This window comes from Halobellus sp. GM3 (assembly GCF_052545375.1).
The window spans coordinates 121,030-135,137 of sequence record NZ_JBQWLT010000003.1; the positions used below are offsets into that span (position 1 = coordinate 121,030).

Genomic DNA, 14,108 nt, shown 5'->3' on the forward strand with positions numbered 1-14,108 from the left:
AATTAGGCAGGCCTAAACTTAGGGGTTGCCCTTCGGACCGGCTCGGACGGAGCCGAGTCGGGAACCGTGGATCTATCGGCCGAACAGACGCTCGCGCAGCGAGCGGGCTCTTGGTCGCTCTGCCAGCAGTACCGAGGTGTCGAGGTCCTCGAGAATCGAGAGCGCGAGGGAGCCGCGGACCACGCGAGAGAGCAGTCCCTCCTCGGTCGCACCGACAACGACGAGTGTTCGGTCGGCGGCCGCGCGTTCGATGGCGTCTTCCACCTCGCCCGTCTCGACCAGTAGTTCGGCGTCATCGAGCCCGCGCTCTGTCGCCCACTCCGAGATGAACTCCCGACCGGCGTCGACGTCCTCCTCGGCGACGTACAGGACCGCGACCTCGGCGTCGAGTCTGTCTCGAAGCGCGCGGGCGACCTCCGCCGAGAGGTCTGACGAGTAGCCGCCCGCGGTGGGGAGCAGGATCCGAGACGGATCGAACTCCCGCTCGTTGAGCACGAGGACGTCGCACGGCGGATCGCCAGCGAGCGCGCCCTCCGCGCGGCCGCCGCCCAGCCGCGCGCCGCCGTAGCCCATCACGAGCGTGCCGACGTCGTGTTCCCGCGCGGCCTCGAAGACTTCAGCGATCCCTTGATGTGAGAGGATCGTCCGCGTCTCCACGGGGACGCCGAACGACTCGGCGTCCGCACGGCCGTCCTCCAGTAGCTGTTCGGACTCCGCGGCGATCTGATCCCGCCGCTCGGCCGCGGCCGCCAGCGACGTCTGGTCCGGGACCTGCACGACGTGCGTCACGAGGACGCGCCCGTCCGTGACTTTCGCGAGTGCGCCTGCAAGCGTCACCAGTGGCCGCTCGGTCCGCGGATTCGAGAGGGCGACCATCACGGTCGGACCCGTCTGCCCCTCGCCGTTCGGAGCGACGGTTTCGGCGGCGTCGACGACCGGAGTCGGAATCTGCTCGCTCCGCGATCTGATGTACCCCGAGAGGAGTCCTTCGCTGCTGGTGTTCCCCCGTGCGTACGCGAAGTACCACACGACTGCGCCGACGACGAACACGCCCGACAGCGCGAGTTCCCGCGTGCCGACGAAGGCGAGGAGGCCGAGCGAGAGCACCATCCCGACGATCGGCGTGAAGGGGTACAGGGGAACGGTGAAGTCGGGGTCGTAGTCGGGCGCGTCCGTCTCGCGGAAGACGATGAGCGCCGCGTTCATCAGCGCGTACACGACGAGGTGAAGCACGCTGGCGGCCTTCGAGAGCACCTCGATGTCCTGACCGAGGATCGCGATGAAGACGATGATCATCGCGCCGGTGACGAGGATCGACCGGTAGGGCGTGGCGAACTGCGGGTGGATCTCGTTGAGCCAGTCGGTGACGATCCTGTCGCGGCCCATCGCGAAGTTGATCCGCGCCGACGCGAGGATCGAGGCGTTCGCACTGGAGGCCGTCGCGAGCAGCGCGCCCGCGGTCACGACCGTGACCGCCACGCCGGCAAACCCGCCGGCGAACGCCACCTCGGTCGCCTGCGTGAGGGGGGCGCTCTGACTCAGTTCTGGCCACGGCACGACGCCGAGCATAATGCTCACGAGGATGGCGTAGGTGACCGTGACGATCGCGACGCTGCCGATGATCGCGATCGGGAGGTTCCGGCCGGGGTTCTTCAACTCCTCTGCGACCGTCGCGATCTTCGCGTACCCGAGGAAGGACACGAACACGAGCGCCGTTCCCGGGAGTATCGCTCCGTATCCCATCGGCGCCAGTCCGCCGTCGCCGGTGAGCGTGCCGAAGTCGAACGAGAGCCAGCCTTGGATCGCAAAGAGGGTGAGAATCACGAGCAGCGCGGAGACGATCACCGTCTGGACGCCGCCGGTCTCCTTCGCGCCGACGTAGTTGACGAATACGAACGCCGCGCCGGCGACCAGTGCCCCGACTTGGACGTCGGTGAGGATGAACGCGCCGGGGACGGGCGCGAGCGTCGCGAGGTACTGCCCGAAGCCGATGCTGTAGAACGCCGACGCGAACGCGAGCCCCATCCAGTCACCGAGCCCGGCGATCGAGCCGAAGAGCGGCCCCAGCGCCCGGTTCACGAAGTAGTACCCGCCGCCGGCTTTCGGCATCGCCGTCCCGAGCTCAGAGATCGAAAGCGCGTTGACCATCGCGATCACGCCGCCGACGACGAACGAGACGACGACGACTGGCCCGGCCGCTCTCGCTGCGACGCCCGGGAGGACGAAGATCCCGGCGCCGATCATCGTCCCGATGCCGATCGTCATCGCCGAGACCAGCCCGAGGTCCTTCGCGAGCTCCTCGTCGCTCACAGCGTTGCCCCCCGAACCGCGAATTCGACGTCACACCGGCGAGCGAGCGCCGTCGGATCACGCCCCGGCGCGGACATCTACGACTCCTCCGGGTCCGGCAGCGCGACGACCGGAACGCCCGGATCGAGCACCAGCCGCGTCGCAGTGTCACCCGACAGCAGACGGACGATGCGGCTGCCACCGCGCGGTCGGAACGCGACGGCCGTCGCCCCCGCGTCCGTGGCCTCGTCGAATATCGTCTCGACGACGCTCGTGCCGAATCCCGTTCGCGTGTCGACGGCGACGTCGCCGCCGAGACGCGAATCGACGATCGCGAGGAACTCCGCCGCATCCTCCCGCCGTTTCCCGATCGGCGCTTTGTCGACGGTGCCGCCGCCCTTTTCGATGACGTGCAGTGCGGTGACGCGCTCGATCTCCACCAGGTACGGACGCAGCGCCTCGCTGGTAGCGACGGCGTCCTCCTCGCTCGCGATCGGGACGAGCACGTGATCGAAGATCGCCATCACTTTCTCCCGTGGTGGTCGGCCGAAGCAATCGTCGGACGGTTCCGGGAGTCGCTCGTGAGTCGGTTCATACTCGTCGGTCCCCAGCCCGTACAGATAATATTTCCGGTAGCTTTGCGGATACCGTAATTAATGGCTACAAAAAATGGGGATTCGTTATCCATAGTTGGGATCAGCCGCGTCCGCGAGCGATCACATATAAACCGTGACCGTGACCTATGCCTCGTATGGAGTACCGACTCGACGAGATTGATCGCCGCATCATCTACGAACTGATGCGCGACGCGCGGAACACGTCCGCCCCGACGATCGCAGACGCGGTGAACGTCTCTCCGGGGACGATCCGGAACCGTATCGCCCAACTGGAAGACCGCGACGTCATCCGCGGGTACACCGCCGGGGTCGACTTCGAGCAGGCGGAGGGACATCTGACGAATCTCTACGTGTGCAACGCGCCGGTCTCCGAGCGGAAGGCCCTCGCGCGGGATGCCGGGGCCATCCCCGGCGTGATCAACGTCCGTGAGCTGATGACCGGCCGCCGGAACCTCCACATTATGGCCGTCGGCGCGGATACCGAGGCCCTCCGGCGGATTACGCGAGCGCTGTCGAAACTGGGTATCGAGATCGAAGACGAGACACTCGTCGAGGCCGAAAGCGATCACCCGTACGGCTCGTTCGGTCCCGACGAACAGCCGCCGGCGAGCGAGCCCACGGACTTCATCAGCCTCGCCGGCGACGCCAACGTCGTCGACGTCACCGTGCAGGCGGACGCGCCCATCGTCGACCAGACGCTCGAAGCGGCCGTGCGGAACGGCGTCCTCGACGATGACTCGCTCGTCATCGCGATCGAACGCGGCGATCAGGTGCTGACGCCGCACGGGACGACCGTGATCCGATCGGACGACATCGTGACTGTGCTGTCCCGCAGCGGCGAGACCGAACGCGTCCTCGAGGCGTTCGTCGCCGACGACGTGCCGTCGGAACAGCGGTAGCCCGTCTGCCGAACCTCGGCCGCTACGGGATCCGCACGTCGTGTTCGAGGACGCCGACGCCCTCGAGTTCGACCTCGATGTGATCGCCGTCTTCGAGCGGTGAGACCCCCGCGGGCGTCCCCGTCGCGATGACGTCGCCGGGTTCGAGCGTCAGGTACGTCGTGATCTCCTCGATGAGGTCCGGGACGCTGAACGCCAAGTGCTCGCGCGAGGAGGACTGTCGCGTCTCGCCGTTCACGCGGAGTTCGATGGCGGCGTCCTCAGGGACCTCGTCGGGCGTCGCGAGCACCGGGCCGATCGGCGCGGCGTTGTCGAAGGCCTTCCCGCGGACCCAGTTGGTCTCCTTTCGCTGGTCGTCGCGGTTCGAGAGGTCGTTCAGGCAGGTGAAGCCAGCGACGTAGTCCATCGCGTCCTCGGCGTCGACGTTCCGCGCCTGCGCTCCGATCACCACGGCGATCTCGGCCTCGTGGTCGATCCGCTCCTTGCCGGCGGGCAGCGTCACGGTGTCGCCGTGGCTCGCCAGCGCGTTCGGGGGCTTCAGGAAGAGCAGCGGTCGATCCGGGATCTCGTTGTCCATCTCCGCGGCGTGATCGGCGTAGTTGCGGCCGATGCAGACGATCTTCGTCGGCTCCGAGGGCGGGAGCACGTCGACCTCCTCGATGTCGTATCGCTCGCCGCCGAAGGAGACTTCGTCGCCGTGCCACTCGCCTGTTCGGACCGATCCCGCGGGATCTCTGAATCTGACAGTGTGCATATCGGTCTTCTCGTTGCCGCGGTGTTTCGTTCTTTCTATCCCGAGTTCGACTGGGTCGGCAACTGCGGGGTGAGCCACGCGACGAACGCGTCCGGGCTCCGCGACTGGAGCCAGACCGTCCCGTCGCCGGAGAACTCACAGACCAGCCCCTCGCCGCTCGTGAGCGTCGACTTCAGGCCGCCGACGCGCCGGACCGAGTACGTCAGCGACTCCTCGAATGCGACGATGTGGCCCGTGTCGACGACGAAGGGCGACTCCGCGGCGACGTCGACCGCGTGGATCGCACCGTAGCTCGACAGAAACAGCGGGCCGCTCCCGCGCACGCGGAGGAGGAACAGCCCTTCGCCGCCGAAGAACGTCTTCCCGCCGCCGAATTCGGTGTCGACGTCGAGATCGGTCGCGCCCGCGAGGTACGAGCCCGACTGGACGTACACCGTTTCCCCGCGGAGGTCGAGGTGCGTGACGTCGCCGGGCAGCGGCGGGGCGAACTGCACCTCGCCCGCCGCCGTCGCCTCGAAGGTGTTCTGAAAGAAGCTCTCGCCGCCGAGAGAGCGCTTGATCGAGGAGAGGAACCCGCCGGTGGCGGCGGTCTCGATCTCGACGGTCGCGTCGTGCGCGACCATCGCGCCCGCCTCCGCGCGGATCGACTCGCCGGCGTCGAGCGAGACGGTGAGCAGGGCGAACGACGGCTGATACTCGATGTCGTGATCCATATCGGGTCGACGTCGCCCGAGACAATATACGTGATCACTGACTAGGGGAATACAGTTGCTGTTCGGGAGTCGGCAGTACGCTTTATTGTCGATCACGCAGAACGCACACGTGGACGATGACGATGGAACTCACTTGGCACGGCCACTCCACGTGGCACGTCGACGTAGACGGCACCACTTTCCTGATCGACCCCTTCTTCGACAACCCGAAGACCTCCCTCTCGGCTTCGGACGTCGAGACGCCCGACTACCTGTTGTTGACGCACGGACACGCCGATCACGTGGCCGACGCCGGCGCGTTCACCGACGCGACGGTCGTCGGCGTCCCGGAGATGACCGCGTATATGGCGGACGAACACGGGTTCGAAGAGAGCATCGGAATGAACATGGGCGGAACCGTCGAGTGCGGCGACGCCTTCGTGACGATGCACCGCGCGGACCACACCAACGGGCTCAACACCGGCTACGAGCGGAGCCTCGGCGTTCCGATCGGCTACGTGATCAGCGACAAAAAGCCCACGCAGGAGTCCGATGCGGACGCGACGGCGTTCTACCACGCCGGCGACACCGGCCTGATGTCGGAGATGAGAGACGTCATCGGCGCGTATCTGGAACCCGACGCCGCCGCGCTCCCCGTTGGCGACCACTTCACGATGGGACCGACGCAGGCGGCCGTCGCGGCCGACTGGCTCGACGTCGATCACGTCTTCCCGATGCACTACGATTCGTTCCCCCCGATCGAGATCAACACCGACGACGTCGTCCGCGAGGTGAAAGCCACCGGTTCCGACGCGGAGGTCCACGTCCTCGACGGCGACGAGTCGTTCACGCTCGAGTGAGACGCGGCTGACGCCGTCCGGCGTCGGTCGACGAGCGCGTCGCCCGACATCGGTGCTCTCCACGTATTTTTCGGGGCTCCCTCGCCGATCGCAACGAGCGGACCGACGCCGGCGGATTTATCCGTCGAACCTCTCTGAAAGAGACTATGAGCGATCGAAAGCGGGGGCTGTCTCGTTCGCTGTCCACCGCCGATCCCGAGGACATCCTGAAACGGCTGTTTCGGAACGGCCGGAACAACGCGATCCTCGGATGGCTGCAGGTTAGCGTCCTCCTCGTCGTCTTTCTCGAGAGCGTTCTCGACACCGACTTCCAGTGGGTGGTCTTCGTCGCCGCCGTGGGAGTTGTCGTCCTCATTCCGCCGGCGGCTCACCGCGAGTGGCGCGTGATGCTGCCGTGGGAGTTGTTAGTGCTCGCGCTGTTACCGATCCTCGTCCGCGCGCTCGTCGGGGGGACCGTCGGGACGTTCGCGATGTACCTCTCGGTCGCGGGGCTCGCGCTGATCGTGACCGTCGAACTGCACACGTTCACGAAGCTTCGGGTCACCCACTGGTTCGCGGTCACCTTTGTCGTCCTCGCGACGATGGCGTCGGTCGCGGCGTGGACGATCGTTCGGTGGTACTTCGACCACCTGCTCGGCACCGACTACCTCACGACGAACGAGGCGCTGATGGTCGAGTGGCTCTGGGTGACCGCCGCCGGTCTCGCGGCCGGCCTGCTGTTCGACGCGTACTTCCGCCGGCGCGGTCGGCAGCTGCGTCGGATCGTCCGGCGGGTGATCCGCCGATGACGCTGCTCCCCCGCCCGTCGCTCAGGAACCAACGCCGAATCGCTCGCGCCATGCAGCTCGTGCTGATCGGGCTCGTCGGCTACGGGCTCCTCGCGGGGCAGCCCAAGGCGGTTATGAACGGCACTGTCGCCCTCTGTATCACCTTCTTCCCCGCCATTCTCGAGCGGAGATACGACCTCACGCTCGATCCCTGGCTCGGGCTCTGGATCACGACGGCCGTCTTCCTCCACACGCTGGGGTCGGCGGGGCTCTACGGACAGATCGGCTGGTGGGACCACCTCACCCACGCGACGTCCGCCTCGCTGATCGCCGGCGCGGGGTATACGACCGCCCGCGCGATCGACCTCCACGTCGAGGAGATCCATCTGCCGACGCGGTTTTCCTTCGCGTACATTCTCGTGGTGGTGCTGGCGTTCGGCGTCCTCTGGGAGCTGTTCGAGTTCGGCCTCGACGTCGTCGCGCTGGAGACCAACCTGACGATGCCGCTCGCACAGCACGGCCTCGACGACACGGTCCGCGATGTGATCTTCAACTCGATCGGTGCGATCGTCGTCGCGGTCGTCGGCCAAGTCCACCTCAGCGGCGTCGCCGAGACCGTCCTCGAACGGTTCACGCAGAGTGACCACTAGGCCGGCCGCAGTCCGGCGACGCTTCAGACTCCGTCTGGGGAAGGCGGCGACCCGGAACTCTCCCTCGAAGGGTTTAGAACCGTCGCGCCCGTGCATCCGGACGGAATGAGCGACATTCAGACTTCGACTGTCAGCGAGGACGGCTTCGCGAGCACCAGCCAGGTCGGCGACTTCGAGCTCACCATCGACGCGCTCGACGAGGAGGGCCCGAACCCCAACGCCGTACTCGTCGCCGATTACGCCTCCTGCTTCCTGCCCGCGTTCCGGGTCGGCGGCCAGCAGCGCGGCCACGACGACCTCGGGAAGATCCAGATCGACGCCGACGCCGACCTCGACGACGATGACGACCTCGAAGCGATCCGCTTCGACATCTACGTCGAGGCCGATCTCGACGAGGAGACGTTCGCGGAGATCCTCGAGCGAGCCGAGGGCATCTGCCACGTCCACTCCGCGCTCCGCGAGGAACTCAGAGCCGACGCGACCGTCCACGGCGACGCGTTCTAGCGACTTCGACCGCGATTTCGAATCGGCCGCGGCGTTTCACAGAACTGCAAGGCGAGGCCCACGGCCGCAGTCCGTGGGTCCCCGAGGCGTCCGGAACACCGTAACAGACCCTCTCAGCGCCGGTGGTACGCCCGATAGCTCATCGCCTGTCCGTCGGCGATGATCACGTCTCGGCCCTCCGGGTCCGGCAGGGCCGGCTCTTCGACCTCGTCGTGTGAGACGTACGGTTCGGCGGGCTCCGAAACGTCCTCGGAGTAGACGTACGGGCTGTTCGGTTGGTTCATACAAACCGAAAGGCCCCGATGCGATATAAACCTTTGTCAGACGATACCACACAACGCGGTGTTGTTCGATCGCGCGCGATTATCAGTCGTCGGCGGCGGCCGGGGGCCCCGTCTCGATCTCCGTTCCCAGCAGGTCGAGAAACGCCGCGAGCCACTCGGAGTGATCCGGCCAGGCCTGACCGGTGACGAGGTTCCTGTCGACGGTGACGCCGTCGACCCACGAACACCCGGCGGCCTCAACTTCGGGGCGAACCGCGGGGTACGCCGTCAGCTCGTAGCCGTCGAGCACGCCCGCGGCGGCGAGTATCTGCGGTCCGTGACAGACCGCCGCGACCGGCTTATCCGCCTCGAAGAAGTGGCGGACGGCGTCGAGGACCTCGTCGTACGTCCGGAGATACTCCGGTGCGCGGCCGCCGGGTACGACGAGCGCGTCGTACTCGGCGGGGTCGATCTCGTCGAACGTCGTATTGATCTCGAAGTCGTGGCCGCGTTCTTCGAGGTACGTCTGGTCGCCGCGGAAGTCGTGAATCGCGGTCTTGATCGTATCGCCGGCATCTTTCTCCGGACACACGGTGTCGACCCGGTGGCCGACCATCTCGAGCGCCTGATACGGCACCATCGTCTCGTAGTCCTCGCCGAAGTCGCCGACGATCATCAGAATGTGCTTGCTCATCGTGGATCCCCGTAAAAGGTTCCCTCGCCATATCTATAACTATTGTGTGTGAGGGACTAGAGGGCGCTCCGATAGTCCGTCTCACAGTTGAGACGGAGACCCGATCTGATACGGAAAGAACGATATACGCGAGGTCCCACGGGAAACGTGTGACGAACTCCCAGCTCACGCTCGTGCAGATCGACAACTACGGACCGTGGACGGTGACGCCGGAACCCCGCCGTGAGATGGACCTTCAGACGCTCCAATCGCGGCTCTTTGCCGACTTGGCGCAGTTTGTCGGGAGCCGAGACGGCTACGTCTTTTTCACCCGCTTCGACAACATGGTCGCGATCACCAACGGCCTCGACCGCGACGATCACGAACTCCTTCAGGCGTCGATCGGCAACCGCTATCCCGTCACGATCAGCCTCGGGACGGGGATCGACGCGTCGCCGATCGAAGCGCTCGAAACTGCGACTGCGGGGCTCCAGCGCGCTGGATCCGCCCAAGACGGCGACCGCCGCGAAGTCCTCGCGGGGGAGTACCTCTCCGGGAGCCGGCGGACCCCCGACGACGTCCAGATCGCCCACTTCGACGTCAACGACGCGACCGGGAAATACACCGACCGCCTCAACGAGTTCGACTCGTTCATCCGCATCGAACAGGGCTATGCGACGCTGATGCGCTACCTCCGCGAGGAGCACGGCGCCCTCTCGTTCTTCGTCGGCGGCGACAACATCATCTCGATCTGTCCCGCGATGGACGCAGACGACTATCACCGTTCGATCGAACACGTCGAATCCGAAGCCGGGGTCGAGCTCAAAGTCGGCGTCAGTGCCGCCGAGACGCCTCACACGGCCGGAATGGCGGCCAAACACGCCCTCGAGGAGTGTCGGCACAGCGGCACCGCCGTCGAGATGACTCTCCCGCTCGAGGACGTCGAGATCGCGACAGATTGAGGAAATGAGATGAATATTTTCAGATTGTAAAAATATTGTTTCCTGCGAGCAAATATTAAGAGCGAGGCGAGCGTATTAGAGAGTGCAATAAGTACCCAAGAGATCATTCGACAGCGCGCCGGCGACATCGAGGGAAGCGAGGCGCTTCGCTTCGATGCGTCGAAAGCCGAACAGATCGTCGACGCGCTGAACACGGACCTCGCGTCGACGTACGTCCTCTATCACCAGCTGAAAAAGCACCACTGGAACGTCGCGGGAGCGGAGTTCCGGGATCTGCACCTCTTCCTCGGCGATGCCGCCGCCGAGGCCGAGGAGTTCGCAGACGAACTCGCCGAACGCGCGCAGGCGCTCGGCGGCGTCCCGGTTTCGGGGATGGACGCACTCGCCGAGCGCGCGGTCGTCGAATCCGAGGGCCAAGACGTCTACGACATCCGGACCTCCCTCCGGAACGATATGGAGATGTACGGAGACATCATCGAGCAGCTCCGCGATCACGTCGAACTCGCCGAGAACCTCGGCGATCCGACGACTGCACACATCCTCCGCGAGAACCTCGTTGACGTCGAGGAGGCCGCCCACCACCTCGACCACTACCTCGAAGACGACACGCTCGCGCTCGAATCGGCGACGAAGTAGTCGCTCTTTCGCGAAACGGTACGCGGGCTCTCAGCGGCGGAGCGGGATCGCCGAGTCGGCGTCCAGTGCGATCCACCCATCGCTGTTTCCCTCCTCCGTGAAGACGACCCGATCCGGCGTGGAGTGATGCGCCGAGATCCCAGTCGTCGAATCTGCGTTCCGCTCGGGGCCAGTCGTTCCGTCGACGTCGACGGCGTCGGTTCCGTCCATTATCGGAACGTGGCGCTCGGTCGGATATAACGGTTTTGGTTGGCCTAAAATAGGACCGTCGGTCGGACCTCGCGCGGGGAGCCACGCCCCGTTGAGGCGCACGCTTTTGTGTCAGCGCTGCGACCCGACCCGTATGGCCCTCACGCGGTCTGCCCTCAGACGACTCCCTCGCGACCGGCCGCTTCTCGCGCTCGCAGTGGCCGTTCTGACCGTCGAGATCGTCGGCGCGTCGGGTGCGGTGTTCACCGCTGGGGGACTCGAAGCGTGGTACGGGACGCTGCGGCGCCCCGCGCTCGCGCCGCCGAACTGGGTGTTCGGTCCCGTCTGGACGCTCCTCTTTGCGTCGCTCGGGGCCGCGCTGTGGCTGGTGTGGCGTCGCGCGGACGCCGCTCCCCGCGCCGTCCGTCTGGCTCTCGGGGTGTTCGCCGTTCACTTCGCTTTCAACGTGGGGTGGTCCGCGGTGTTCTTCGGAATGCGACGACTCGGTGCAGGCCTCGCCGTGATTCTCATCCTCTGGGCGCTCATCGTCGCGACGATGTGGGCGTTCGATCGCGTCGACCGTCGCGCCGGGCTCTTGCTCGTGCCCTATCTGCTGTGGGTCTCGTTCGCGACGTATCTCAACTACCGGTTCTGGGTGCTGAACTAGCGTCGTGACCGCTCGTCCGGCCGCGAGGGATCTGGGCGATCTGACGAGCGATCAGTCGCGAACGCCACCCGGGTTCGGACCCGATCTATATATCCCTCGAACGACACGGTGTGCGTGTCTCTCAGATGCCCTCCACCACGACGAGACGCCGTTTCCTCGCCGGCCTGGCGACGACCTGCGGCGTCGCCGGCGCCGGGACCGCGATGACCGGTCCGGCGACGGCCGCCGAAGAGCCGCCACACGCGCGGGACCAACGCCCAGAACTCGGCGCAACCGTCCGCGAGGCGATCGACCGGGCGATGGGCGAATACGACGCCGACGGCGCGACGGTCGCCGTCGTTGCGGACGGTGAGGCCGTTCTCACCGAGGGTTTCGGCCACGCGTATCGAAACCCCGAGGCGCCGGTGGAATCGGACCGGACGCTGTTTCGCGTCGGTTCGGTCTCGAAGGTCATCCCCTTCGTCGCCGCGATGGGACTCGTCGACGCCGGCGAGATCGATCCGCACGGTCCGGTCGCCGAACGCCTCGAATCCGTTTCGGTTCCGGACGCGGACGCGTACGACGCGCCGGTAACGCTCGCGCACCTCGCGACGCACACCGCGGGGTTCGAACAGCGCTTTCCGGGTCAGGTCGCCGTCGATCCCGAGGCCATCCGTCCCCTCCCCGAGGCCCTCCGCGCGAACGACCCGGCGCGCGTCCAGCCGCCGGGGGACCGTCCTCTGTACACGAACTACAACGCCGGGCTCGCCGGACAGCTCGTCGCGGACGTCCTCGGGACCGACTTCGCGTCCGCCGCCGACCGACTGGTCTTCGACCCGCTCGGGATGGACGAGAGCACGTTCGAGCCGCTACCGACGGGGCTCGTCGGGGGGCGGACCGACGCCGCGGCGGAGGTGGGCTGGTACTCCGAGATGTCCCCGGCGTCGGGAATGTCGGCCACCGCGGCCGATATGGCGAAACTCCTGCGTGCGCTCGCGGGCGACGGCGCGGCCGGCGACGGCCGAATCCTCTCCCCCGAGGCAGTCGCGGAACTGCACCGGCAGTGGCACACCCCCCACGAGCGACTCGCCGGGGCCGCCTTCGGAATGGAGCGGCAGCGACGCGACGGGACGCTCGTCGTCGGCCACCACGGCGGGGTTCCGGACTTCAGCACGGATCTCCGAATCCTCCCCGAGGGGGGACTCGGGCTGTTCGTGTCGGCCCACGGTGCGGAGGCAGACGAGGTGCAGGCGGCCGCCACCGACGCCTTCCTCCGGCACGCCGCACCGGTGAGCGAACCGGAGGCAACGCGGGGGAGGCGGCCCACTCGGGCCGACTCGCTCACCGGCCGCTACCGGTCGCGCCTCGTGACCGACACCGAGTCGTTCGAGAAAGCGCTCTACGGGATCACGCGACCGGCCACCAGCGTTCGGATTGCCGGAGACGGGACACTGCTCACCGAACGCGCCGGGACGGTTCACCGGTGGGTCGAAACCGACCCGCTCGTGTTTCGGCGGGCCGACGGCGCCGACACGCTCGTGGTCGAGACGACCGAGCGCGGCGAGCGGTACCTCTTCTTCGCCAGCGACCCGCGGTCGCCGCTGGAATCGGTGCCGTGGTACGCGCAGGGTCGTTTCCACGGCCCGCTCGGGCTTCTCTCGGGGGTGCTCTCCCTCTCGGGTGCGATCGGCTGGCCGCTCGCCGCTGGCCGGCGACGCTACCGCGACGAGGGATCGCCCGACGAAGCGCTCACGCGCTGGCGGTGGGTCGCCGGAGCGACAGCGGTGCTGCTGCTCTCGTTCGGCTTCATCGGGCTGTACGGCGTCACGGAGCGGTGGCTCTACAGCCCTCCGCCGGGGTTCGATCTCCTGTTCTCGCTTCCGGGTGTCGCCGCCGCGCTGTCGGTCGCGGCCGCCGGCGCCGTTCTCGATTCGTGGTACCGGGGGCGATGGCGACTCCGCGCACGCGCCCACCTCACGCTGGTCACCGCGGGGACCGCTGTTCTCTGCGGTCTCTGCTGGTTCTGGAACCTCCTCGCCGTCCCGCTCTGAGGTGGGCATCTCCCCGCCCGCGATAGTGGCGTGGCCTCGGGCCCCTCGATACGGTCCTCTCCAAAAGTATACGAAATAATTTATGTTTTCTTATTTTATTATTTAAAATATGCGGGTGGCTTTCCTACACATCTATCCCCACTATTTCACGGACCTACGAAAAACAGGTATGATGAATATAAAACAATTTTCTGTCTCCAAGATTGTGAGATAGCATATTTCTATCTAGTTTTAGTATATGTGCCACTACTTGTGAGTATTCATATAGTAAACGTATCGTACACGAACAGATGGTCCCCGCCAGAAGGGCGTCGGCTCCGAGGAGGAACACCAAGAGTACGGCGGTGGCTGCAACGCCGCCGCCGATGCTGCTCCGTGCCGGATCCATACGTCGGCTTGGGCGAAGCCGGTGAAAAGTATGCACTGGTTCCCGAAATACGGAACCGGTGCTGTTCTGTCAACCCATCCAAACGTATTTGTACACACGACGGGATAGTGATATTGTATGTCACAGTCAGCAGACACGGACGCCGGCCCCGCGACGGAACCCGATTCGACCCCCGCTGACACAAACGCCGAAGCCGCCGATCCAGACATCGACGAGGACCTCTTCGAGGAGGAACTGCGGATCGACGGCATCTGCGGCGTTTACTGAG

The 14,108-nt window shown here is 66.1% G+C and carries 17 protein-coding genes; 10 read left to right on the forward strand and 7 right to left on the reverse strand.

Annotation, left to right across the window (positions count from 1 at the left end; all coding sequences use genetic code 11):
• Window positions 1-72: 72 nt before the first annotated feature.
• Window positions 73-2,310, reverse strand: coding sequence for an amino acid permease (locus ACT3HL_RS06015; RefSeq protein WP_445085908.1), 2,238 nt, complete (start codon window positions 2,308-2,310; stop codon window positions 73-75).
• Between the two features lie 77 nt (window positions 2,311-2,387).
• Window positions 2,388-2,813, reverse strand: a complete 426-nt coding sequence (locus ACT3HL_RS06020; RefSeq protein WP_445085909.1) for a universal stress protein — start codon at window positions 2,811-2,813, stop codon at window positions 2,388-2,390.
• A 227-nt stretch (window positions 2,814-3,040) separates the two neighbouring features.
• On the opposite strand from ACT3HL_RS06020, the gene ACT3HL_RS06025 reads away from it, so the two are divergent.
• The gene (locus tag ACT3HL_RS06025) at window positions 3,041-3,805 is read left to right on the forward strand and encodes a winged helix-turn-helix transcriptional regulator (RefSeq protein WP_445085910.1); all 765 of its coding nucleotides are present in this window, start codon (window positions 3,041-3,043) and stop codon (window positions 3,803-3,805) included.
• Between the two features lie 22 nt (window positions 3,806-3,827).
• On the opposite strand, the gene ACT3HL_RS06030 is transcribed toward ACT3HL_RS06025, so the two are convergent.
• Together ACT3HL_RS06030 and ACT3HL_RS06035 are read right to left on the reverse strand one after the other, a co-directional pair.
• Window positions 3,828-4,559, reverse strand: a complete 732-nt coding sequence (locus ACT3HL_RS06030) for a fumarylacetoacetate hydrolase family protein (protein ID WP_445085911.1) — start codon at window positions 4,557-4,559, stop codon at window positions 3,828-3,830.
• 35 nt (window positions 4,560-4,594) lie between these two features.
• Window positions 4,595-5,272, reverse strand: a complete 678-nt coding sequence (locus tag ACT3HL_RS06035) for a TIGR00266 family protein (RefSeq protein WP_445085912.1) — start codon at window positions 5,270-5,272, stop codon at window positions 4,595-4,597.
• 122 nt (window positions 5,273-5,394) lie between these two features.
• Between ACT3HL_RS06035 and ACT3HL_RS06040 the strand changes: the two genes are divergently transcribed.
• The 4 genes from ACT3HL_RS06040 to ACT3HL_RS06055 all read left to right on the forward strand — a co-directional run bounded on the left by ACT3HL_RS06040 (window position 5,395) and on the right by ACT3HL_RS06055 (window position 8,032).
• Window positions 5,395-6,111 (forward strand): metal-dependent hydrolase, encoded by a 717-nt coding sequence (locus tag ACT3HL_RS06040; RefSeq protein WP_445086180.1) that lies wholly within the window; start codon window positions 5,395-5,397, stop codon window positions 6,109-6,111.
• A gap of 146 nt (window positions 6,112-6,257) precedes the next feature.
• On the forward strand, window positions 6,258-6,899 hold the full coding sequence (locus ACT3HL_RS06045) for a hypothetical protein (protein WP_445085913.1): 642 nt from the start codon (window positions 6,258-6,260) through the stop codon (window positions 6,897-6,899).
• On the forward strand, window positions 6,896-7,528 hold the full coding sequence (locus ACT3HL_RS06050; protein ID WP_445085914.1) for a hypothetical protein: 633 nt from the start codon (window positions 6,896-6,898) through the stop codon (window positions 7,526-7,528). Before ACT3HL_RS06045 ends, ACT3HL_RS06050 begins: the two co-directional genes overlap by 4 nt.
• 105 nt (window positions 7,529-7,633) lie before the next feature.
• Window positions 7,634-8,032, forward strand: coding sequence for an OsmC family protein (locus ACT3HL_RS06055; protein WP_445085915.1), 399 nt, complete (start codon window positions 7,634-7,636; stop codon window positions 8,030-8,032).
• Window positions 8,033-8,145: 113 nt separating this feature from the next.
• On the opposite strand, the gene ACT3HL_RS06060 is transcribed toward ACT3HL_RS06055, so the two are convergent.
• Window positions 8,146-8,316 (reverse strand): hypothetical protein, encoded by a 171-nt coding sequence (locus ACT3HL_RS06060; protein ID WP_445085916.1) that lies wholly within the window; start codon window positions 8,314-8,316, stop codon window positions 8,146-8,148.
• Between the two features lie 82 nt (window positions 8,317-8,398).
• The gene (locus ACT3HL_RS06065; protein ID WP_445085917.1) at window positions 8,399-8,989 is read right to left on the reverse strand and encodes a DJ-1/PfpI/YhbO family deglycase/protease; all 591 of its coding nucleotides are present in this window, start codon (window positions 8,987-8,989) and stop codon (window positions 8,399-8,401) included.
• A gap of 149 nt (window positions 8,990-9,138) precedes the next feature.
• Here ACT3HL_RS06065 and ACT3HL_RS06070 point away from each other — a divergent pair, with 149 nt between their 5' ends.
• Both ACT3HL_RS06070 and dpsA read left to right on the forward strand, forming a co-directional pair.
• Complete coding sequence (locus tag ACT3HL_RS06070; RefSeq protein ID WP_445085918.1) at window positions 9,139-9,930, forward strand: GTP cyclohydrolase IIa; 792 nt, start codon at window positions 9,139-9,141, stop codon at window positions 9,928-9,930.
• Window positions 9,931-10,017: 87 nt separating this feature from the next.
• On the forward strand, window positions 10,018-10,566 hold the full coding sequence (gene dpsA / locus ACT3HL_RS06075) for a DNA starvation/stationary phase protection protein DpsA (RefSeq protein WP_445086181.1): 549 nt from the start codon (window positions 10,018-10,020) through the stop codon (window positions 10,564-10,566).
• A 30-nt stretch (window positions 10,567-10,596) separates the two neighbouring features.
• On the opposite strand, the gene ACT3HL_RS06080 is transcribed toward dpsA, so the two are convergent.
• Entirely contained in the window at window positions 10,597-10,776 is a 180-nt protein-coding gene (locus ACT3HL_RS06080) for a hypothetical protein (RefSeq protein WP_445085919.1), read from the reverse strand.
• A gap of 133 nt (window positions 10,777-10,909) precedes the next feature.
• Between ACT3HL_RS06080 and ACT3HL_RS06085 the strand changes: the two genes are divergently transcribed.
• From ACT3HL_RS06085 to mftA, 3 genes are all read left to right on the forward strand, one after another.
• Window positions 10,910-11,422: a tryptophan-rich sensory protein gene (locus tag ACT3HL_RS06085; RefSeq protein WP_445085920.1), complete on the forward strand. Its 513-nt coding sequence runs from the start codon at window positions 10,910-10,912 to the stop codon at window positions 11,420-11,422.
• A 125-nt stretch (window positions 11,423-11,547) separates the two neighbouring features.
• Window positions 11,548-13,452, forward strand: a complete 1,905-nt coding sequence (locus ACT3HL_RS06090; RefSeq protein ID WP_445085921.1) for a serine hydrolase — start codon at window positions 11,548-11,550, stop codon at window positions 13,450-13,452.
• 505 nt (window positions 13,453-13,957) lie between these two features.
• The gene (gene mftA / locus ACT3HL_RS06095; RefSeq protein WP_445085922.1) at window positions 13,958-14,107 is read left to right on the forward strand and encodes a mycofactocin precursor MftA; all 150 of its coding nucleotides are present in this window, start codon (window positions 13,958-13,960) and stop codon (window positions 14,105-14,107) included.
• Window position 14,108 lies beyond the last annotated feature (1 nt).